Annotated in this window: 18 protein-coding genes; 12 read left to right on the top strand and 6 right to left on the bottom strand. The window is 69.3% G+C overall.

Annotated elements, in window-relative coordinates:
- Positions 1 to 100 precede the first annotated feature (100 nt).
- From OG507_RS02820 to OG507_RS02810, 3 genes are all read left to right on the top strand, one after another.
- Complete coding sequence (locus OG507_RS02820) at positions 101 to 700, top strand: CGNR zinc finger domain-containing protein (RefSeq protein WP_327365509.1); 600 nt, start codon at positions 101 to 103, stop codon at positions 698 to 700.
- Between the two features lie 10 nt (positions 701 to 710).
- Positions 711 to 1,118, top strand: a complete 408-nt coding sequence (locus OG507_RS02815; protein WP_327365508.1) for an ACT domain-containing protein — start codon at positions 711 to 713, stop codon at positions 1,116 to 1,118.
- 99 nt (positions 1,119 to 1,217) lie between these two features.
- Positions 1,218 to 1,718 carry a hypothetical protein gene (locus OG507_RS02810; RefSeq protein ID WP_136202497.1) on the top strand — a complete coding sequence of 167 codons (501 nt, stop codon included), beginning with the start codon at positions 1,218 to 1,220 and terminating at the stop codon, positions 1,716 to 1,718.
- 57 nt (positions 1,719 to 1,775) lie between these two features.
- Here the strand turns inward: OG507_RS02810 and OG507_RS02805 are convergent, their stop codons facing one another.
- A complete protein-coding gene (locus OG507_RS02805; protein ID WP_327365507.1) occupies positions 1,776 to 3,989 on the bottom strand; it encodes a terpene synthase family protein in 2,214 nt (737 codons plus the stop codon).
- A 385-nt stretch (positions 3,990 to 4,374) separates the two neighbouring features.
- Between OG507_RS02805 and OG507_RS02800 the strand changes: the two genes are divergently transcribed.
- A complete protein-coding gene (locus OG507_RS02800; protein ID WP_327365506.1) occupies positions 4,375 to 5,706 on the top strand; it encodes an N-acetylmuramoyl-L-alanine amidase in 1,332 nt (443 codons plus the stop codon).
- Between the two features lie 113 nt (positions 5,707 to 5,819).
- Here the strand turns inward: OG507_RS02800 and OG507_RS02795 are convergent, their stop codons facing one another.
- Positions 5,820 to 6,956 (bottom strand): aminoglycoside phosphotransferase family protein, encoded by a 1,137-nt coding sequence (locus OG507_RS02795; protein WP_327365505.1) that lies wholly within the window; start codon positions 6,954 to 6,956, stop codon positions 5,820 to 5,822.
- A 231-nt stretch (positions 6,957 to 7,187) separates the two neighbouring features.
- Between OG507_RS02795 and OG507_RS02790 the strand changes: the two genes are divergently transcribed.
- Positions 7,188 to 8,687, top strand: a complete 1,500-nt coding sequence (locus OG507_RS02790; protein ID WP_327365504.1) for a DNA-binding protein NsdB — start codon at positions 7,188 to 7,190, stop codon at positions 8,685 to 8,687.
- Positions 8,688 to 8,816: 129 nt separating this feature from the next.
- On the opposite strand, the gene OG507_RS02785 is transcribed toward OG507_RS02790, so the two are convergent.
- Complete coding sequence (locus tag OG507_RS02785; protein ID WP_327365503.1) at positions 8,817 to 10,262, bottom strand: PP2C family protein-serine/threonine phosphatase; 1,446 nt, start codon at positions 10,260 to 10,262, stop codon at positions 8,817 to 8,819.
- 414 nt (positions 10,263 to 10,676) lie between these two features.
- Here OG507_RS02785 and rpmG point away from each other — a divergent pair, with 414 nt between their 5' ends.
- Together rpmG and OG507_RS02775 are read left to right on the top strand one after the other, a co-directional pair.
- Complete coding sequence (gene rpmG / locus OG507_RS02780; protein WP_327365502.1) at positions 10,677 to 10,841, top strand: 50S ribosomal protein L33; 165 nt, start codon at positions 10,677 to 10,679, stop codon at positions 10,839 to 10,841.
- A 54-nt stretch (positions 10,842 to 10,895) separates the two neighbouring features.
- The gene (locus OG507_RS02775) at positions 10,896 to 11,156 is read left to right on the top strand and encodes a type B 50S ribosomal protein L31 (protein ID WP_327365501.1); all 261 of its coding nucleotides are present in this window, start codon (positions 10,896 to 10,898) and stop codon (positions 11,154 to 11,156) included.
- A 191-nt stretch (positions 11,157 to 11,347) separates the two neighbouring features.
- Here the strand turns inward: OG507_RS02775 and OG507_RS02770 are convergent, their stop codons facing one another.
- Entirely contained in the window at positions 11,348 to 12,004 is a 657-nt protein-coding gene (locus tag OG507_RS02770) for a YoaK family protein (protein WP_327365500.1), read from the bottom strand.
- 153 nt (positions 12,005 to 12,157) lie between these two features.
- On the opposite strand from OG507_RS02770, the gene OG507_RS02765 reads away from it, so the two are divergent.
- The gene (locus OG507_RS02765) at positions 12,158 to 12,673 is read left to right on the top strand and encodes a DinB family protein (protein WP_327365499.1); all 516 of its coding nucleotides are present in this window, start codon (positions 12,158 to 12,160) and stop codon (positions 12,671 to 12,673) included.
- Positions 12,674 to 12,677: 4 nt separating this feature from the next.
- On the opposite strand, the gene OG507_RS02760 is transcribed toward OG507_RS02765, so the two are convergent.
- On the bottom strand, positions 12,678 to 13,232 hold the full coding sequence (locus OG507_RS02760) for a MarR family winged helix-turn-helix transcriptional regulator (RefSeq protein ID WP_327365498.1): 555 nt from the start codon (positions 13,230 to 13,232) through the stop codon (positions 12,678 to 12,680).
- Between the two features lie 169 nt (positions 13,233 to 13,401).
- On the opposite strand from OG507_RS02760, the gene OG507_RS02755 reads away from it, so the two are divergent.
- From OG507_RS02755 to OG507_RS02745, 3 genes are all read left to right on the top strand, one after another.
- On the top strand, positions 13,402 to 13,950 hold the full coding sequence (locus OG507_RS02755; RefSeq protein ID WP_327365497.1) for a YceI family protein: 549 nt from the start codon (positions 13,402 to 13,404) through the stop codon (positions 13,948 to 13,950).
- A gap of 584 nt (positions 13,951 to 14,534) precedes the next feature.
- Entirely contained in the window at positions 14,535 to 15,188 is a 654-nt protein-coding gene (locus OG507_RS02750) for a peptidoglycan recognition protein family protein (RefSeq protein WP_327365496.1), read from the top strand.
- 743 nt (positions 15,189 to 15,931) lie between these two features.
- Positions 15,932 to 16,540: a hypothetical protein gene (locus OG507_RS02745; protein ID WP_327365495.1), complete on the top strand. Its 609-nt coding sequence runs from the start codon at positions 15,932 to 15,934 to the stop codon at positions 16,538 to 16,540.
- Positions 16,541 to 16,887: 347 nt separating this feature from the next.
- Here the strand turns inward: OG507_RS02745 and OG507_RS02740 are convergent, their stop codons facing one another.
- Positions 16,888 to 17,496, bottom strand: a complete 609-nt coding sequence (locus OG507_RS02740) for a GOLPH3/VPS74 family protein (RefSeq protein ID WP_327365494.1) — start codon at positions 17,494 to 17,496, stop codon at positions 16,888 to 16,890.
- Positions 17,497 to 17,866: 370 nt separating this feature from the next.
- Here OG507_RS02740 and OG507_RS02735 point away from each other — a divergent pair, with 370 nt between their 5' ends.
- Positions 17,867 to 21,673 carry a S8 family serine peptidase gene (locus OG507_RS02735; RefSeq protein ID WP_327365493.1) on the top strand — a complete coding sequence of 1,269 codons (3,807 nt, stop codon included), beginning with the start codon at positions 17,867 to 17,869 and terminating at the stop codon, positions 21,671 to 21,673.
- Positions 21,674 to 21,867 lie beyond the last annotated feature (194 nt).

Below are 21,867 nucleotides of genomic sequence, written 5' to 3'. Positions count from 1 at the left end.
ACGCCCGGCACCGGCCTTCGGGCCGCGGCAGCCGCGCTCCCGGAGGTCCGCAGGCCCTCCCTCGTGCTTAACGGCTCACGCCGTAGCTACCATTACATCCGTGTCCGACACCCGCCTTGCGCTCGACCTCGCACTCACCATCCGCCACGACGGGCGCGGTGGTGTCGCCGACGACCTCGACACCCCGGAGGGGCTGACCCACTGGGTGCGCGAGCGGTCCGGTCTGCTCGGCGACGCGTCGGGCGGCGGGGGCTGGGCGGCCGACGCACAGAGCCTGGAAGCCGTACGGTCGCTGCGCGCCGCCGTTCGGGCGCTCTTCGCGTACGCCGTACGCCCCGGCGAGCCGAGCCCCGCCGATGCCGGACGGCTGCCGCCCTTGGAGGAGGCGCTGCGCAGGCTCAATGCCACCGCTGCCACGGTCGCGACCGTGCCCCGCCTCGACTGGGCGCCGGACCACGACCCCGTCGCCCATCATCACCCGGTCGGCAGAGCGGCGGGGCAGAGCGCCCTGCCTGCCGCGCTCGCCCGTGCAGCCATCGGCTTCCTCGCCGGACCGGACCGCACGGCGCTGCGCGCCTGCCACGCCCCTCGCTGCGTGCGCTACTTCGTCAAGGAGCACCCCCGCCAGGAGTGGTGCAAGCCGTCCTGCGGCAACCGCGCCCGGGTCGCACGTCACCACGAGCGCCACCGCGCCACGTAGCGTGGTGACCGTGACAGGCGAGCGCGATCTTCGAACCCTGCTGAGCGGTATGCGGCCGGAGCTGAACCCGGGCCGCTATGCCTTCACCACCGTGCCCGACGGTGCGATGCCCGAGGGCGTCACTCCGGTCGTCACGGTCACCGAGCCCGAGGGACTCACCCTGGTGCTGCCGGAGACGGAAGCCGTAGCGGCCGGGCTGCGGTACGACTACGTGGCGGGCTGGATCACCCTCCGTGTCCACTCCGCGCTGGACGCGGTGGGCCTCACCGCCGCCGTGTCCCTGGCACTCACCGATGCCGGGCTGAGCTGCAATGTGGTGGCCGGCTTCCACCACGACCACCTGTTCGTCCCCTACGACCGGGCCGCCGAGGCCGTCGGTGTGCTGGAGGCGCTGGCCACGGAATCCGGCCAGGACTGAGCGCGGGGGCCGGCCGGAGCCCGGACCGCGGACCCGGATGCGCCCCGGGCGGCGCGGACCCGGCTCCGCAACGTGAGCCCGGACACGTAACATGTCTGCATGTCCTTCCTCCGCCGCCGTAGCGCCGCCACACCCGCGGGCCCCGACTTCGACGTCCTGGCCATGGACCCGGGCGACTGGCCCGGAAACCTCGGCGCCGGTCTGCTGCCCGCGCCCGACGGCAGCTGTCAGGGCGTCTTCCTGCGCTACGACCTGTTCGGAGGCCGCGGCCCCGCGATGATCATCGGCAATCTCCCGGAGGGCTCGCCCGCCCGAGAGACCGAGGAGGGCCAGATCCCGTTCGAGGTCGCCCAGCTGCTGCTCGCGCTGGAGAACGACGAACCGGTCGAGGTCACCGGCACCGAGGACATGCCGGTGATGCAGGGCGACAACCTGCTGATCGTCCGCCGCGTCAAGCTCTCCGAGAGCCGGATCTCCTGCGTCCAGTTCGACCGCAGCGACGGCGTGCTCGTCACCATCGCCAGCTGGGACCGGCCGATCACGGACGATCTGTACACCCTGCTGAAGCCCCTGCCCGCCGAGCTGTTCCAGCAGGGCTGACCCTCAGGCCCGCCGCGCGGTGAGCACGACGGGCCGTAGCCGCGAAGCAAGCGGGCGCTACACGCCAACGGCCGAGGGCCGGGCGAACAGCGCGGTCACCCGCGCCGCCGAGACACCGAACCCCGTGGGACCGCTGATGTGCCACGGGGTGCCTGAGCCCCGCCGCAGATCCTGCTCGCGGTAGCGCCGGCAGTCCCGGTGCCAGATCAGGATGCCCGCGATCCAGTGCTTGAGCTCCTGCACGTACCCGGCCAGGATCTCCCTCGCCTCGGCGCCCAGTTCGAAGTCGTCGTACAGCACCGGGAGTTCCCGCTCCGCGACGTGCAGGAACTGCCGCAGCCGCGATTTCATCAGGTCGTACACGATCTCCACGGCGGTCGGATAGTCCACCCCGAAGAAGTTCTGCACGACGAGGACCCCGTTGTGCACCTCGCCCTCGTACTCGATCTCCTTCTGGTACGAGAACAGGTCGTTGAGCAGACACGCGTAGTCCGACGCCGCGTTCTCCAGCGAGCGCAGCGGACCGCTCCGGTAGATCTCCTGCGGCACCTTCCTGCCATGACCCAGCCGGCACAGGCTCATCGTGAGATCCGAGCCGAAGGTCTTGCGCCGCATCTCGACATAGTCCACCGGGTCAGGAATGCGGTTCTGCGCCTGGTTCGCCAGCTCCCACAGCCAGCTCGCGGTCATCTCCTCGACCGCGGTGCGGAAGGCGCGGCGCCCGCTCGCGTCCATCGGAGCCGCCGTCTTCACCCAGAGATCGGCCAGCCCCCGCTCCAGGGCATTGACCGGATCCGGCGTCCCGGACCCGTCCAGCGGCATGAACAGCGACAGACGCTCATTGGCCAGCTTCGCCCCCGCCAGGTCACGGGCCCGCCCGTGCACCACCGGGAACCAGTCGTCGCCGTAAGTCCCCCAGGTCAGCCACTGTGAGGAGAGATCCAGCTCATCCGGTGTCGCATCCGGATGCAGCCCCGCCGCGCAGAGCGGCAGGTCGATCGCGACGAGCCGCTCCCGGTCCCAGATGTGCGAACCCGGCACACCCGGTTGCGCCTCCAGGATGCCCATACGGTCCGCCCAGTCGACGATCCGGACCCGCGCCCCGTCCAGATGCGGGCTGAGCGTCGTACCGAACGGCAGCTCGAAGTCGGGCAGCAGGGACGGGCCGACATGCTGATACGGCACATGGGTGTGGCTGCGCAGCCGGGCGGCCTCCGAGCGGGCAGTGAACCGGACCGACGCCGCGGCCATACCGAAGCCGGGCACGGCCTCACCGGCCCCGCCGCCGTTCATGTAGCGGCTGGAGCGCATGTGCCACTCATGACCGCCCGACTGCCAGTCCTGCAGCCCCTTGACGTAGGCGAGAACCGCCGCCGTGTCCGCCGGATCGAGGCCCTTCTGCGCGCAGAGCGGGCCGAGTTCGGTGAGGGCGGTGTTCTCGAACTGCTGCAGCCGCGACGTCAGGAGATCGTTCACCGCGTCGGCGGCCTCCTGTGTGGAGCAGCCGAGGAAATGCTCGAGTACCAGCACACCATTGCTGTTCTCACCCTCGTCCTCGACCTCCCGCTGGTACGAGAAGAGGTCGTTGCGCAGATGCACGCCGTCGGAGAACGCATCCCGCAGCACCCGCAGCGCACGCTCCTCGGCCACCGCCTCGGGAACCTCCGCGCCCGCCGCGTACTCCACGAGACCCGCCGACCACGGGGCGCCGCCCACCTTGCGGCGCATCTCGATGTACTCGACGGGGTTCGCGATGCGTCCCTCGTTGATGTTGGCGAGCTCCCACAGCGACTCGTCGAGCAGGTTCTTAGTCGCCTCGGCGAACCGGACCCGCCAGGCGTCGGACATGCCCGGCACCGTCCGCGCCCACAGATCGGCCAGTCCCGCCTCGACCGGATTCGTCGGCTCCGGCATCTGCGCGCCACGGTCCATCGGCATGAACGCCGGCAGCCGGTCCAGATACCGTTTGCCGCCCTCACGGTCGGGAGTGCGCTTGAACAGCTCCAGGAAATGGTCGTCGAAGAAGAAGACCCACACATACCAGTCGGTGACCAGCGAGAGCGCCTCGGACGAGCAGTCGGGATGGGTGTACGCACACAGCAGCGCGTAGTCGTGGGAGTCCAGGTCCTTCTCCTCCCAGATGCCCGAACCCTCCAGCATCCCTATGCTGCGCGCCCACTTCCTGGTGTGCTGTCGTGCCTCCTCGACATGGACGTTGAGCCGTGCCGGGTAGGGAACGTAGAAGTCCGGCAGGGTGAAGGGCTGAGCCATGTGCGTCCGGCCTTTCCGAGATCTCCGTGCGTACGTCGCACGGACCGGTCGTGTCCGCGCGAGCACTACCCTTCGGCCGTTCGGGGCACGCACATCCAGGATTAGTCACACAAAAAGTGCGCTCTTTCGTGGCGGGCGAGCGCATTCGGCGATCTGCCGGCCACATGCGTAAAACCCAGGTAACGCGGCGCCGTCAGCAGCTGGTCGTTTCTTTCCCACCGCAGGTCAGGACCCCTGCCACTGGTCTGGTCCACTGGTTCGACGCACGGCCCCCACTGAGCCCTTGACGTGCTGTCACCTCAGGTCGGAGAGTGTGCGCGCACAGCGGAACGGTGAGATCGGATCACGCACGGCTCCATCACGCACGGCTCCAAGAAGGGTTGTCATGACGTCCAAGCAGAGGACCGGACTCGCACTCGCGTTGACCACGGTCGGCGCACTGAGCATGACGCTGCTCAGTCCTGTGGCGCAGGCCGGTGCGGACGGGGTGCGGCCGGAATGCCCGCGCGGCCTCGAATGCGACTGGGTACCGGCGGCCTACCAGCAGACGGGTGACCCGGCCGACAAGGAGTCGTACGGGAACTACGACACCTCGGACCGGCCGCACAGCAACAAGATCAGGTTCATTGTTCTGCATGACACCGAAGAAGACTTCGACACCACTTTGAACATCTTCCAGAACCCGCTGAAGCAGACCTCCGCCCACTATGTGGTGCGCTCGGCCGACGGGCATGTGACCCAGATGGTCAAGGGCAAGGACGTCGCCTGGCAGGCGGGCAACTGGTATGTCAACACCCACTCGATCGGCATCGAGCAGGAGGGCGTCGCCGTCGAGGGCGCCAAGTGGTACACCCCCGAGATGTACCGCTCGACCGCCAAACTGGTGCGCTATCTCGCCGCCAAGTACGACATCCCGCTCGACCGCCAGCACATCATCGGCCACGACGGTGTGCCGCCCACCAGCGCGTCCGGCACCAAGAACATGCACTGGGACCCGGGCACCTACTGGGACTGGAACCACTTCATGACGCTGCTCGGCAAGCCCACCGTGCCGAGCGCCCCCAGGGGCAGCGAACTCATCACCGTCAACCCGGACTTCAAGAAGAACAAGCAGGCGTTCCGCGACTGCGAGAAGGGCGTCGACCTGCCGGTCCAGGGCTCCAGCGCCGTCCCGCTCCACACCGGACCGTCCACCGACGCACCGCTCTTCTCCGACCCGGGCCTGCACACCGACGGTTCGCCCGGAACGAACTGCGCCGCCGACTGGGGCAGCAAGATCAGCGCCACCCAGCAGGCCGTCGTCGCGGACCGCGCCCCCGGCTGGACGGCCATCTGGTGGTACGGGCAGAAGGCCTGGTTCCAGACCCCGGCCCATACCCGCACCACCACGTCCACCTCCGGCTACGTGGTCAAGCCGAAGGCGGGCCGTACGGAGGTGCCGGTGTACGGGGTCGCGTACCCGGAGAAGTCCGAGTACCCCGCGGACTTCGCGGACCAGCGGGTGGGGTCGCCGCTGCAGTACACCATCAAGGCCGGCCAGTCCTACCCCGGCGGCGGTGAGGCACCCACGGGCTTCTTCTATGCCCCGACGATCGACGCCTCGTACCCGCTCGACCACTCGTACTTCAGCGGCAAGGAGAAGTACGTGACGGTGCAGATCGGCCACCGGATCGCGTTCGTGAAGGCGTCCGACGTGGACATCGTGCGCGCGCACTGAGGAAGCACCGGCCCCGCACGCGTTCGGCGTGCGGGGCCGGTGGCGTACGACAGCGCGCTGCGGGCCCGGTGTGTCGGCACCGGACCCGCAGCGCGCGTCCCCCCTCGGAAGGGTCAGCGTGTGCCGACCGCGGCACGCACGGCCCGGCGGGCCATCGCGCAGTCGTCGTGCAGCCGGCGCAGCAGCAGCCGTTGCTCCTCGCTCGACGTGAGCGCGCCCGGCCGGTCCTGTCCGGCGCCCGGGGGCACCGGCTCCCGCATGGCCCGCTGGACGGCCGTCTCGTAGGTACGGATCTCCCGCGTCAGCACCAGCATCAGGTTTACCAGGAACGCGTCCCGCGAAGCGGGCCCCGCGGCCTGTGCCAGCTGGCTGATCTGACGGCGAGCCGCCGGTGCGTCGCCCAGGACCGCCCAGAGCGTCGCCAGGTCGTAGCCGGGCAGATACCAGCCCGCGTGCTCCCAGTCCACCAGCACCGGACCCGTCGGTGACAGCAGGATGTTGGAGAGCAGCGCGTCACCATGACAGAACTGCCCCATGCCCTGACGGCCGCCCGCGTGCGCCAGTCCGTGCAGCAGCTTCTGCAGATCGCCCAGATCGCGGTCGGTGAAAAGCCCCAGTTCGTGATAGCGGGCGATGCGCGAGGCGTAGTCCAGCGGCGCGTCGAAGAGACCCGGAGCCGGCCGCCACGCGTTGACGCGGGTGATCGCGCCGAGTGCGGCCCGCACATCGGCGCGGGGCGGCGCCTCCGACGGGTGGCGGGTCAGCGCGGCCACCCGGCCGGGCATCCGCTCGATCACCAGGGTGCAGTTCTCCGGGTCGGCCGCGATGAGCCGGGGTACCCGCACAGGCGGGCGGTGCCGGACGAACGCACGATATGCAGCTATTTCGTGCCGGAACCGCTCCGACCACGCGGGGGAGTGGTCCAGTAAACACTTGGCGACCGCGGTGGTGCGACCGGTGGAGCCGACGAGGAGCACGGAACGGCCGCTGCGGCGCAGCACCTGCACCGGATTGAACTCCGGGCAGATCCGGTGCACCGAGGCGATCGCCATCCTCAGCTGGGCGCCCTGCGGGCCGGACAGGTCCAGCCGCCCGCTGAGCGGCGGGCCGCCGAGCCCCGTCGGCCGCCGCGGGCGGACCGTGCCGGGTACTGGCGCGGCGGGGTGCGGAGCAAGGTACGGTCCGCCGCCCGCCCCCAGGGGACGAAGCGGTCGGGGCGGGGCGGTCACGGAGGACGATGCTGTGTACATGGGCGAGACAGATCCCTTCGTGCGCCGACAAGTTGCGTACACCGCCCCGGCCGGCGGCCGATCGGCACCCTGGGGAGTACCTAGGGCTGCCGGGCGGGGTGGCGCTTTCCTACCTGACACCGGACCGCGGGTGGCAGACCATCTGGCGCACCCTGGCGAACCCTGGCGAATAGTCGCAAGGCATCTGACAGGGGGTTACTGTCAACACAGCCGAGAACCTGGGGGCTTGACGTGACCGGAGAACCCAACACCCGCCTGTCCGACCTGTTCGGCCTTGCCGGCTGGTCCAAGGGCGAACTCGCGAGAATGGTGAACCGGCAGGCGGCGGCCATGGGCCACCCGCAGCTGGCCACCGACACCTCGCGGGTGAGGCGTTGGATCGACATGGGGGAGTCCCCCCGCGATCCTGTGCCCAAAGTGCTGGCTGCCCTGTTCACCGAGCGGCTCGGTCGTGTCGTGACCATCGAGGACCTCGGGTTCGGCCGACGCGGGCGTGCGGGGAAGCGGCAGGAGGTCGGGAAGCAGCACAATCCCGACGGACTGCCGTGGGCGCCCGAGCGGACGGCAGCGGTCCTCACCGAATTCACGGGAATGGACCTCATGCTCAACCGACGCGGCTTGGTGAGCGCGGGCGCCGCGCTCGCCGCAGGATCGACCATCACCGGCCCCATGCACGACTGGCTGCACACCGACCCTGTGCTGGCGGCCGATGCCCCAAGGATCGACGACCCTCTTTACGCGGACCAGGCCGGTTTCGACCGGTACGAGGCCGCGCCCATCGGCTCGGAGGAGATCGAGGCGCTCGAACGGTCCGTCGAGGTGTTCCGCGCCTGGGACGCCTCCCGGGGCGGCGGCCTCCAGCGCAAGGCCGTGGTGGGCCAGCTCAACGAGGTGGGCGGCATGCTCGCCTTCCGCCACCCCGAACACCTGCAGCGCCGTCTCTGGGGCGTCGCCGCCAATCTCGCCGTGCTCGCAGGGTGGATGTCCCACGACATCGGTCTCGAACCGACCGCCCAGAAGTACTTCGTCATCGCCGCCCATGCGGCGCGCGAGGGCGGCGACCGCCCCCGCGCGGGCGAGGCGCTCTCCAGGGCGGCCCGTCAGATGGTCCACCTGGGCCGTCCCGACGACGCCCTGGACCTGATGAAACTCGCCAAGTCCGGCTCCGGGGACATGGTGCTGCCGCGAACCCAGGCCATGCTGCACACCATCGAGGCTTGGGCGCAGGCGTCAATGGGCCGCGGCCAGGCCATGCGCCGTACCCTCGGCAAGGCCGAGGAGCTCTTCGTATCGGACAAGAGTGATGTGCCGCCGCCCAGTTGGATGCAGTTGTTCGACGAGGCGGATCTGCATGGCATGCAGGCCCTGGCTTTCCGTACGCTCGCCGAGCACGACCCCTCGGCCGCGATCGTGGCCCAGCGCCACGCCAAGCAGGCACTGGAGCTCCGGGCCAATGGACGCCAGCGGTCCAAGATCTTCGACTACATCTCGCTCGCCTCGGCGTGCTTCATCGCCGACGACCCCGAGCAGGCCGACCGCTATGCGCGGCTCGCCCTGGTGACGATGGGGGAGACCTCCTCGCACCGCACCTGGGACCGGCTGCGCGAGATGTACCGGCTGACGGGCCAGTTCGCGGGCTACGCGAAGATCGAGGACCTGCGCGAGGAGATCAAGCTCGCCATGCCGCAGAGCTCCATTATCAGGCAGTCCAGGCGCTCGTCGGAGTTCTGAGATGCGGGCGCCGCGATGATGGTCGTGAGAACACAGCACTCGTAGGCGGCTCGCTGGTTCCGCCGCTTCCGTACCGTGCCGTGTCCGGAGTTCCGCGTGTCGGTGTGCCTGCGCGTGTGTCGCTGTGCCCTACGCCCCGATCCGGGCGATCAGCACACACGCGTCGTCCAGGCGTTCGGTGCCTCCGAACTCCGCGACGACCGTCCGTACGCACTCCTGTGCCGTACGGGCCTGTGCGAAGTGCGGTGCGAGAGTGAGCAGCGCGTCCGGGCCCGCGCTCCGGTCGCTGTGACGGTTCAGTCCGTCGGTGTGCAGCACCAGCACATCACCGGGCAGCAGGGCGACCTCGTCCTGCTCGTACGCGACCCCGGAGGCCGCGCCGAGCAGGACGCCGTCCGGTGGCAGCAGCGGGCGCCCCTCTCCGCTGCGGAACAGCAGCGGCGCGGGGTGCCCCGCCTGTGCCCAGGCGAGGGTGCCCGTCGCCGGATCGAAACGGCAGCACACCGCACTGCCGAGAGCGGGCTGGACGGAGGATTCCAGCAGCTGGTTGAGATGCCCCATCAGGGCCCCCGGTTCGATCCCGGCCACGGCCATGCCGCGCAGCGCGCCCAGCAGCATCGCCATGGCCGAGGTGGCCTGGATGCCGTGGCCGGTCAGATCGCCGACCGTGAGGAGGGTCCTGCCGTCCGGCAGTTCCAGCGCGTCGTACCAGTCACCGCCGATCAGGGAGCTGGACTCCGACGGAAGGTAGTGGGCCGCGATGTCCAGCGCGCCCGCTCCCTGCGAAGGAAGCCGCAGCGAGCCCCGCCACGGGGGAAGAACGGCCTCCTGGAGCTCGACCGCCATCCGGTGCTCGGTCTGCGCCCTGTGCTGCCGGCGCCGTAGCGAGTCATGGGTCGTGCGCACCACTTGCTGGCTGCGCCGCAGTTCGCTGACGTCGCGCAGGACCGCCCACATGGAGGCCGTGCACCCGTCCGAGTCGAGGACGGGCTCGCCCATCATGTGGAGCGTACGCATCGTGCCGTCGGTCCGCAGAATGCGGAACTCTCCGTCTATCGGCTTTCCGTCGATCAGACAGTCCGTCACCAGAGCGGTGAGCAGGGGCTGGTCCTCGGCAAGGAGTACGGACGGAAGGTCGTCCAGCGAGAGAGGTCCGGCGTCGGGAGTCCTGCCGAAGATCTGGAACAGTTCCTCGGACCAGGTGACCTCATCGGTCAGCAGATTCCATTCGGCACTGCCCACCCGGCCGATCGGCGAACCGGGCCGCGGTACGTCGAAGGTCTCCTCCGCGGTGTCCTGTGCGGACGTCCCATTGGGCTGTTCCGGCGTCTCCGGTGGCAGGCCTTCCCTGAGCTGGCCCAGATGTGCGCCGAGATCGTCGAGATGGTGCACCGCCAGATCGCAGAGCGCGCGCTGCCAGCGCAACTGCGGGTCCTCCTCGTCGATCAGCACCGCGTCCTGCCGTACGGCATCCACGTCGCCACGCAGTCGACGGGTCCGGTTGATCAACGCATCGACGGCGTCGCGCTCGGGTGGCCGGGGGGCGGGGCGGTCCGCGGACAGATGGGACGGCATCTCGTACTCCGATACAGGCGCAGCGCGGCCAGGTCTGAAAGGTGGACCGTAGACGACTGTTGCACAGGCTGCGGGAGCCCGTAAGGGATTTGGCAACACTCGATGAGTTGTTGCTCCTGGCATATGTCACAGGCTGTGCGGAGCGCCGGTCCGTCGAACAGCCTTACTGGCGGCGGACATTGACGCAAGTCGACCGGCGCGCGCAGGCGGGCGTGCGCCCGTGCGCGCCGTTTCCGCGCGGCGTGCGCGGGCGGAACGGGGCATATGCGAGGGGGGTGTGCCGAGGGCGGAGGGGCGAAGGGATTCAGGGGCGGGAATGAGGCTGGACCCTCTCGCGTTACAGCACCAGAACGAAAACGACACCCATTCCCACCAGGTGGCGAGTGGGGTCGGAGCGAGAGAGTGGAGGCGCCCGTGGCGCGCAGTGAGACCCGGCCCGTAGTGACGCTCCGGTCGACAGCCGGAACCGGGCAGAGCTATGTGACGCGCAAGAGCCGTCGGAACAACCCCGACCGGCTGGTCCTGCGCAAGTTCGACCCCGCCGTGGGGCGGCATGTCCTCTTCCGTGAGGAACGCTGACCACTGCCCGTCCCCATCCGTCGATCCCCGTGCAGCAGTAAGGAAGGAATGCGCATGAAGCCTCGTATCCACCCCGTCTCCCGTCCGGTGGTCTTCCGCGACCGCGCTGCGGGGGCTGCGTTCCTGACCCGTTCGACCGCTGACGCGGATGAGCGGGTGATGTGGGAGGACGGGCGCAGCTACCCCGTCATCGACGTGGAGACCTCGTCGGCGAGCCACCCGTTCTACACCGGGACCAAGCAGGTGCTGGACACGGCCGGCCGTATCGAGCGGTTCAACCGCCGTTACGGCGGTGCGGCACCCGACGGAAGCTGATCCGTACCACCGGAAGTCCCGATTCCGTGCCGTGAATCACAGTCCGGGGTGCGGATTATCGGGAACGGAGCGCGGTGGTTTATCGTTCACCAATATGTGGATGTCGCGCATCGCGCCCACAACTGAGCCGCCCCGGCTGGATTCCCCCGATCCGGCCGGGGCTTCCCCTTTTCCCGTCGGGCCGGGGACGATCAGCCCTGCGTGGGCCTCCTCGGCACCGACTCGATCAACAGCGCGCCCATCGCAGGCACCACCGCCACCACAGCTGCTGAGCCCGGCCAGAGCCGTATCGCCAGCGCGGTCACGGCCGCCCCCACCACGACCGCGATCAGCCGGCCGGCCACCCAGGCATCCCCCCGGTCCCATGACCGCAGCGTCACGCGGCTGACGAGAGTGGTCAGAGTACCCGTGAAGTAATTGGTCGGTGTCGTGCGGATACGGCCCTGAATCCCCATGGCCATGGAGATGAGCACCAGCAGCCCCAGCCGGTCGCCGCCGGAGTCGGTCGGGTCCAGCGCCCACAGCACGGCCCCCGCCGCGAGCAGCGCCACCTCGATCAGCAGCATCACCGGCAGAGGCCACCGCCACCGCTCGCTCATCCACGCACCACACATGACCCCGACGCCGTACGAAACGAGCGCGGTGATCACGTGCGGGGCCACGCCGTGCTCACCGGCACCGGTGGCGGAAGCGCCCAGCAGTACCAGGTTCCCGGTCATCACCCCGGCGAAGACCTGGCCGACACAGATGAAGGCGAACGCATCGGCCGCCCCGGAAGCGGCCGACAGAAGCAGCAGGGCCCATTCGTCCCGTGGATCGCGTCCGGCGGGGAGGGGGGAAGTAGACACGCCTGCATTCTCGACTCGGTCCCGCCGAGGGGGCCGACTCGCAGCCCGCACGGCGCGCCGACCAGGGCGACTGCGGCCGACGGTGGCCACCGTCGGCCGCCCGGTGGCTGAAAACACTGTCCCGGTCCTGAGCGCACGAGGCAAGATCAGGGAATGACATGGACAGCACCTGATGTGAAGCGCACGCCCGGCTCACTCGTGGCCGGTGAGCGCGAGATGCTCACGGGCTATCTCGCGTGGTTCCGCAACACCCTCCTGCACAAGTGCGCGGGCCTGACCGGCGAGCAACTGGCCGAGCAGACGGTGTCGCCGTCGAACCTCACCCTTCTCGGGCTGATCCGCCACATGGCCAAGGTCGAACGCGTCTGGTTCCGGCAGCGGTTCGCCGGTCAGACGCTCGACCCCATGTACGACCCCGGGAAGGGCAAGGACGCCGACTTCGAGGACCTGGACCCGGCCCGTGCCCCGCAGGACTACGCGCGTCTCGTCGAGGAAGTCCGGCTGGCGGAGGAGATCGTCGCGGATGCCTCGTTCGACGACACCTTCACCCACGCCGGCGAGGTGTACTCGCTGCGCATGGTCCACGTCCACATGATCTCGGAGTACGCGCGCCACATCGGCCACGCCGACCTGCTGCGCGAGCGCATCGACGGTGTGACGGGGGGATGATGCGTCACTGACACGGGCCCGGCCCGGTATCCGCCCGGGCGCCCGGGCATTCCGGCCCGGGGCCGGCCGTGCAGGGGCCCGGTGCCGGGTCGAGCAGGGCGATGTCGGCCGCGAGAGCCGCGAAACGGTCCGTACCGACTCCGGCCGCCGCCACCCGACGGCGCAGGGCGGCGGCCAGAGCCGAGGAGGCGTCGGAGGCGGCGGCCAGTCCGGCGGGAGTCAGGGCGGCATAGGTCACCCGGCGGTCGGAGCGTGAGGGCCGCCGCTCCAGGAGGCCCGCCTCGCTGAGCCGGTCGACGACCTTGGTGGTCCCGGCGGTGGAGAACCCCATCAGCTGCGAGAGCTGGTTCATCGGGGCGGCGTGCTCCGGCACCGTCAGCAGGTACCAGAGGACCTGGAGCGACGAGGACGCCGCGTGCGAGGCCCGTTTTACGTCCGCGAGGAGCTGATCGTTCAGGCGCCGCAGACCGCTCTGCACGGTGTGCCACTGCAGCAGAAGCGCCGCGTCCTGCGCCGTCGGGCAGCCCTCGGCGCTCTCCGCCCGTGTGCCGTCTGCCATGCGGCCCTCCCCACCCTTGCGACGTGCGGTGATCTTCGTTCAAGGGTACGCGAACCAGTAAATATCTCGCTGGCTACCTAATTACCAGCATTTGGTTTTATGATTCAAGTATGCACCGCGAAGGCGCCGGCGCTACAGGACTCGACTGACCGAGAGAGCTGTGATTCGCATGTCCAACACCTCTGACACCACCCCCTCGACCGGCTCGGACGCCGTCGCCGCGGGACGCTGGATACTCGACAGGGAAGGTACGACCATCGCTCTGCGACACAAGGGGATGTGGGGTCTCGTCACGGTCAAGGGCGTCTTCAACGACGTCAGCGGCCAGGGCGAGGTCGGTGCGGACGGGGCGGTGCGCGGCTCCGTCACTCTGGCCGCGGCCTCCCTCGACACCGGTAACGCCAAGCGCGACGAGCACCTGCGGTCTTCCGACTTCTTCGACACGGACCGGTTTCCGTCGCTCGATTTCACCGTGGACAGCGTCGTCACCGATGCCGACGGCCGCGCGGACGTCTCGGGCGAGCTCACCGTCATGGGCAACGCCCGGCCGCTCGCCTTCTCGGCCCGTACGACGGAGTCCACCCCCACCGCGGTCACACTGAGCGCGGAGGTCGACATCGACCGTGCCGACTACGGGCTCACCTGGAACAAGGGCGGCGTGATCAAGGGGCTGGCCACGGTCGCGCTCACCGTCCGGTTCGTCCACCAGCCGGGCTGACCTGACCCGCGGCCGCGGGCGGTCGCGCCTCAAGAGCCGCTGCCTGCCCGGAGGTTGACTTGTGGAGCGGGCTCCCGGTGGCCCCGGTCCGTGACGTGGAAAACGCGGGTGCGCCGCGCCGCGCGCGATGCCTGTGCGCGGCAGCGACGTCCTGTACGGCTGCCGCGCTGACCACATGCAGCGGGCTCGCCCATACACCCTTTGGCGGAGTGGGCAGGAGCGTCTTCGAGCTCGCCTGTCTGCACTAACCCGGCGCGCGCGGCGAACTTCTCACCGCAAGGCTATGGGCATACGCGCTCCCGCCGTCTTCTCGGCGATGGACAAAGGCGAAAGACGAAGAAGGTTTCCCCGTGCGTTTGTACCGAATAGCGCTGTGGGCCACGGCTCCTATGGCAGTTCCTCTCATCGCGGTACCACCCGGTGTGACGACGGCCCGTTCCGTCGGTGTGACGACTCCGGAAGGTCCCCTCTCCGTGTGGCGGGCCGCAGCGGTCCCGGATTCGGCTGTCGATTCCGCACTGCCGTTCCCGGCCCTCGGGGCCACCTCGGTGGCATTCCGCCCCGCAGCGCCTCGGCCGGCCATCGTGTCGCGTACGCAGTGGCGGGCCGACGAGACGAAGCGCGACCGCCATGCCCACTACGCGAAAAAGGTGATGGCGGTCTTCATCCACCACACCGACACCCCGAACGGTTACGACTGCGCCGACGTCCCGCGTACCCTGCGCAATCTTTACACGGGCCAGACCCGTGACCGGAGCTGGGGCGACCTCGGCTACAACTTCCTCGTCGACAAATGCGGCACCATATACGAAGGCCGTGCGGGCGGGGCCGATCGCCCCGTCGTCGGCTCCCACACCCTCGGCTTCAACCAGGGCACCGTGGGGATAGCGGCGATCGGCACGTTCGGGTCGGGGACGACGGTACCGGCGGTCATGGAGCAAGCGATCGCGGCCCTCGCCGCCTGGAAGCTCGGTCTGAGCGGCATCGACCCCACCAGCAAGGTCCGGCTCACCTCGACGAATGACCAGAGCCGCTATCCCAAGGGCACGTCGACGGAGTTCGACGCCATCTCCGCCCATCGTGACGGCTTTGCCACCAACTGCCCCGGGGAGGCGCTTTTTTCACAACTCCCCGCGATCCGGACCATGGCCGCCAGGCTCCAGGGCAAGTCCCTGCGAGCACCTTCCGGCGCCGGCCTTCCGGCGAGCCTGCGCAACCTCCAGCTCAGCGGTCACTGACAACCGGTCTCGCAGGCAACTCTGCCGAGGGAACCCGGAACGGCCTGGTGCCGGTAAGCCGCCATCTCCCCGCACCGCGGCCTGCCGCGTGCGCAGGAGAGCGGCGATCCGGAAATATGCGCGCATTCCGCAGGGGTCGTCCCTTCCTGCGGACGCGGCCCCGTCCTGTCGCCCGTGGTACTTCCGGCCGGACCCATTCCGCGCGATGCCGCCGACGACAGCCATCGGTGCAGGCGAGCGCCACCTTCTCGGGTGTCCGGGAGCTCCGGCCGTACTCGCCCGGCCGACCTCCTCGATCGCCGACTCGCGCGTGAACGGCGGAGTGGGGGACGTGCGGTCGCGATCGCTGTCGTCGCGCGAGGCTTCTGCTTGCCTCGCCCGGACAGCGGCTCCATGGACTGTCATTGCAGGTCAAGGCAGGTGGGGCTGTAGTTGACGGGCATTCGGTACGACGATGCGCACCTCCGGTCGAGGCAGTGTCAAGGAAGACACGCCGTCATCAAGGGTGAGAGAGCGTCGGAAAGTCGCCCGTACAGGCTAAGCGTTTGTCAATTCGTCTTTTAATAAAGGAACTTGATATTTAGTCAGATTATCCGGAAATAGCAAATGGGTGTCTCGTGTACCCCGATCGGCGTCCCGGGGCCGACCCCGCCACGTGTCCGATATGACAGCTATCAGGACCGTAAGTACGTTCAATCTCGGGTCGGCTGCTCAGTCGACCTCTCTGAGACAGGAGAAGTGACATGGCTACCCGTTCCACTGTCGTTACCGCCGCTATCGCGGCTGCTGCGGCCCTGGCCGCCACCGGTATCACCTACGCCTCGGCCGCCACCACGGAGCCGGCCCAGGCAGCCCCTGTCGTCCAGCAGGCCACCGCCCCCATCTCGGCTCTCGGCGGCGAGTCCGGCCAGGGTGACCAGGGCAAGGGCAACGAGGGCAAGGGTGACGAGGGCCGTGGTGGCGGTGACCGCGGCGGCAAGGGCGGCGGCCACCACTACTACAAGGGCCGCATCCACATCAACGAGCGCACCTACAGCGCGGACGACGAGGGCGGCTGCGTCACCGTGGTCAGCGGGCTCGGTTCCAAGAGCCTCAACATCCGCAACGACAGCCACCGGACCGTCGAGCTGTTCAAGGGCGCGACCTGCGACAACGGTGCCCCGCTGGCCACCGTCGGTCCCTGGAGCTCCAGCGACGGCGTCTACCCGGGCCGTGTCCGGGGTGGCGTGAAGGTCTGGAACGGTGTCGTGGGCAGCTTCCGCGTCATCGAGCGCCACCACGGTGGCTTCGGTGGCGGCTACGGCGGCGGCGACTTCGGCGGCGGCGGTGGCGGCGGCTACGGCGACCGGTGACCGCGAGCCGTCACGACGGCCGGTAAGGGAGCATCACAACAAAGGCCGGTGATCGATTCACCCGCCTGACACAGAACCCCGGCCCGCCGGAATCGGGCCGGGGTTCTGTACGTCTGCGTACCCCAGGCTGTGCGTCCGTGCACCCCGGCCTGGGAAAAAACCGCTCAACGACGCTGTCCCCGGAGGGAGTTCCTGGTCCCGCCAGTTGAACAGCAGGGTGGCGACCATGAGGGGTCCGCGAGCGCGTGGGACACGTCCTGCCCGGTCAGGTGCTGGCTGCGGACGCGAAAGGCGCGGTCCTCGATGTGCATCAAGGGACGCTACTGGTCAGAGGGTGACGCCCTTTGTCATTCGCCTCGCCAGACATTGTCGAAGGCCGCCTCGTCGATGGCTCGCCGCTGCCGTTGAAATGCCAGATCCCTCAACGCGTCATCGAGGGCGGCGAGCACCGTCGCCACCGCGCCGTCGGACACGTCCGGGGAGTCGTCACTCGGCTTGTCGCGGATTCCGGCGGCCGCTGCCAGGGCGGCCAGGACGGGCTCGCCCGACGTCCAGCGGTCGGCCGCCTCACGGCGCGCGGGCGAATCGGCCAATACCGTCCGGCTGGTCCGGGCGGGCATCCAGCGAGGGCGGTGTTCCCGGGTGAGCTGCCCCTCTTCCTCAAGGGCGGCCAGATAGACCGTGGAAAGCCCGCGCCCCCTGCGCCACAGCCAGTCGTCGACCGACTCGTACGGCGGTTGCCGGACGAGCGACGAAGCGGCCTCGTTCAACAGGCGATCATCCATCACCGGCGGGTGAGCCGGCACGATCCTGTCGTCGTCCAGCCCGATGGCCTCGGCACCCAGGAGGTCGATCACCTCGGCCCCCGCGAGTGCGAGCGACAGATCGCCTCGCTCCAGATGGCGACTGCCCGCCATGTCGATGGCGGCGATCAACAGGTCCCGCGGTGTGGTCATGAATGGCTCCACGTCAGGGGCATCAGGAGCGATGCGTCGCTGAGCAGTTGGTCCGGCGCCCGGCATGACGCCGAGGGACAGGACCAGCTGTCGATACCGGTGGCCGTCGCGTTTTGTCGCACGGAATCGCTGCGCGTGGCCGACGGGTCCGAAGTCCGGTTCCCTCAGCCCGACACCGCTCTCCAGCTTACGGAACGCGCACAGCGGCTGCATCCCGCGCCGATCGCCGGGAGTGCGTGCCCCGACAGCGGTGTCGCAGATGGGCATGTCGCATCCGCGTCACCGGAGATCTGTGACATCGATGCCAGGCTCCCCCAATCCTGACTCAGCAGCACTGATGAACGGTGCATGAACGAAGGGGACAGGACTGATGGGATGGCCGATCCGCCTGACGGCGGCGATATCGACGATGGGGGTCCTGGCGGCTGCGGCTGTGCTTCCTGCGTCGGCGCAGCCGCAGGCCGGCAACGAATCCGGTGCGAGGAGCGACGGCGCTCCGCCGACCACGGTGAGGCTCATCACCGGGGACCGGGTGACGGTCGCCGCCGCGGCAGGCGGCAAGAACGTGGCTTCCGTGCAGCCCGGTCCCGGTCGTGAGGGCATCATCTTCCATACCGTCGAACAGGACGGGGACCTGATGGTTCTGCCGTCCGACGCGGTGGGGCCGGTCTCCACCGGAACGGTGGACCAGAAGCTGTTCAACGTGAGCGAGCTCATCGCCCAGGGCTTCGACGAGGCGCACACCGACTCGCTGCCGCTGATCGTCTCCCAGGCCGAGGGAACCTCCACCGCTGCCGTTGACGCTCTGTCAGCACTGCGGAAGACATCAGCCCCGTCGTACGAGTTGCGCAGCATCGACGCCCGGTCCCTGCGGGTCGACGCGTCCGATCTGAGCCGTCTGTGGCGGCAACTCGCGCCCACGAGCGGGAAGTTGGACGAAGCAAGGATCGCCGCCACCCCGAAGGTCTGGCTCGACGGCAAGGTCGAGGCCTCCCTGGACCGCAGCACCGCCCAGATCAACGCCCCTGCCGCCTGGAAGGCCGGGTTCGACGGGCATGGCGTCAAGGTCGCGGTCCTCGACACCGGTGTCGACGACGGACACCCGGATCTCGCCGGGCGGATCACCGACGCCAAGGACTTCTCCGGAGGCACCACCGGCACCCGCGACGCCTTCGGCCACGGCACGCACGTGGCGGCGACCGTCGGTGGCAGCGGCGCCGGATCCGGTGGCAGCCGCCGAGGTGTCGCCCCCGCTTCCGACCTCCTGATCGGCAAGGTGCTCGGCGACGACGGCAGCGGATCCGAATCCTCCGTCATCGCGGGCATGGAGTGGGCCGCCGCCGAAGGCGCCAAGGTGATCAGCATGAGCCTCGGCGCGGACATCGAGACCGACGGCACGGACCCCATGAGCCTCGCCGTCAACCGCATCACCGACAGCAGCGGCGCCCTCTTCGTGGTCGCGGCCGGCAACAACGGTGAGGCCGGTCTCGAAACCGTGGGCTCGCCGGGTGCCGCCGATGCGGCGCTCACCGTCGGTGCCGTGGACCGCAAGGACGTCCTCGCACCATTCTCCAGTCGAGGCCCGCGCAGCGGCGACGGCGCGGTGAAGCCCGATGTCACGGCCCCGGGCGTCGGCATCGTGGCGGCCCGCGCCGCGGGGACGACCATGGGCGACCCCGTGGACGACCTCTACACCTCGGTCTCCGGCACCTCCATGGCCACGCCCCATGTGGCGGGCGCCGCCGCACTGCTCGCTCAGCAGCACCCCGGCTGGCACGCCAAGGAGATCAAGGACGCTCTGGTCAGCACGGCTCACACCGTGTCCGGCACGAAGGTGACGGAGCAGGGCGGCGGTCGCATCGACCTGGCCGCGGCCGTGCTCGGACAGGTCACCGCGACCGGTACCGTCGCCCTGGGACCGTTCCAGTCGGGCACCACGGCGAAGAACGCCGAAGGCGGCACCGTCCGGTACACCAACACCTCCGACAAGCCGGTCACCCTCGAACTCGCGGTCCAGCTCGCCACCGACGGCGGGCGTGCAGTCCCGGACGGGACCGTGGAGCCCGGCTCGAAGACGCTGGACATCGCCCCCGGTGCCACTGCCGAGGTGCCCCTGAACGTCGACCCGTCCCTCGCCGGGCGGGGCAAGTACTACGGGTACGTCTCCGCCTCGACTCCCGACGGGCAGACGGTTGCCCATACGACGGTCAGTCTCGTGGTGCACGCCCCGATGCACACACTCTCCGTCGACACCATCGACCGGGGCGGCGAACACATCGACGCCGCGCCGATGATCTGGGGTCCGGACGGATTCGTGCGGTACACCAGCTTCGCGCCGGTCACCGCGGAGGTCGAGGAGGGCGCGTACCAACTGCAGTACTCCACCCTGGAAAAGGCCGCCGATGGCGAGGAACTGCATGAAGTGATCCTCCCCGAGGTGAAGGTCACCAAGGACACCACGGCCACACTGGACGTCCGCAAGACCACCCCCGTGGAGATACGCACCCCCAAGCCGGCCGAGCAGAACGCGGTCATCAGCTACCAGACCTACCGCGAGCTGGAGGGCCGCAGCTGGACCGCGGGCACCATGTACTTCAGCGTCGCCAAGCGCGTGTACGTCAGTCCCACCGCGCCCGTCACCGAGGGCAGCTTCGAATTCGCCTCGCGTTGGCAGCTCACCGCCCCGCTGCTGGAGGCCGATGTCCAAGGAAGCGACCTTGCCCTCGACCCCTACTACATGCCTCTCTCGCCGCTGTTCGGAACCCAGAACCGGCGACTGACCGTCGCCGACGCGGGCAGCGACACCGCTCCCGACTTCCGTCCCCGGAACGTCCGCGGCAAGCTGGCCGTCATCCTCAACGACGGCGTTCCCGATGATTCGCTGGCCCAGGCCGCGGCCAAGGCCGGTGCGCGCGCGCTGGTTCTCGTCACCAGGTCCGACATGTACCCCTGGACCAGGTGGGAGCCCGTCAGCACCATGGATCGCCTGGCGGTGCCCACCATACGGGTCAGCGCGGTCCAGGGAGCGGCACTGCTGAAGCGGGCCGCGCAACGCAACACCGTCGTGGAGTTCTCCGGGACGGCCAGGAGCCCCTACCTGTACGACGTCATGCAGGTATCCTCCGGCCGGATTCCCCAGCACGTGGTCCACACCGTCTCCGACCGCAACAGCGCCCGGGTGAAGACCACATACGCCGAGAACGGCGGGGCTCCGTGGGCCAGCGAGCAGCGCTTCGGCTGGCGGCCCTACCAGGACACCGCCTGGAACCAGTACACCCGTCACGTCCCGACAGGGTGGCAGCGGACCGAGTACGTCAGCTCCGGCGACAACGGCTGGCAGCACTACGTCCATCACAAGACGAGCCCCATGGGTGTCGATTTTCCGCTGATCTTCGGCATGACCGACGAGCCCCGCACCTACCGGGCGGGTCAGGCGACCGAGGAGAAGTGGTTCGGCGCCGTGGTCAGGCCGTCGATCCCCCGGGGTACCGCGGCACCGTCCGTGCGATCCGGTGATGTGCTGGCCCTGCGCATCCCGGAGTTCACCGACTCCCAGGCCGGTCACTGGTCGCGGACCGCCAACATCGGCGGAATCGGTCTCCGTCACGGGGCCGCTGACGCCGGCGGACAGGAAAAGGACGAGGCATCGGCGGTGCTGTACCGCAACGGCGAGCAGGTCGCGCAGTCGGACGGAGCCTGGGGGAACTTCCCGGTCGCACCGGGCAAGGCCGCCTACCGGCTCGACCTGACGACGGCCCGCACCTCGGACGACTGGACCATCGGCACCCGGACCAGTACCTCCTGGGACTTCCGTTCCGAAACCGCGGCCGACACAGCGCTGCTGCCACTGCTCCAGCTCGACTACGACGTCCACGCCGACGCACACAACAGCGTGAAGGCTTCCCGCAACACCCTCGGCGTGACCGTACGCCACCAGGACGGTCTGCCCGCGCCGAAGGGCGTCGGGCTCAAGGTCGAGGCGTCCTACGACGACGGCCGGACCTGGAGCGGGGCGACCCGGGTGAGCGACCGGGGCCGGGGCGAGTTCACGGCCACGCTCGGCCGCCCCTCCGCAGGACACGGTGACGTGTTCGTCACGCTCAGGGTCACCGCCACGGATTCGGCCGGGAACCGGATCCAGCAGACGGTCGAGCGTGCCTATCTGCTCCACCGATAGGCACAGGCCGCCCGCCGGGCCGCCGGTGAAATAGGACGAGTGAGAGCACATCGGTTGAGGGGCGGAGCGACTCCGCCCCTCAATCCTTCACGAGGAGACTCCGCAGGCACGCAATAAATCCGGGCGGTGCCGGGTTCACTGCCAGGGAAGCCCGGGCGCGCGGCGCAGTGTGCGCCGCTTGTCCACGGTCTTTC

Source organism: Streptomyces sp. NBC_01217, from assembly GCF_035994185.1.
GTDB lineage: Bacteria > Actinomycetota > Actinomycetes > Streptomycetales > Streptomycetaceae > Streptomyces.
The sequence above is the reverse complement of the archived record's forward strand: the minus strand, read 5'-3'. Positions and strand labels throughout refer to the sequence as shown.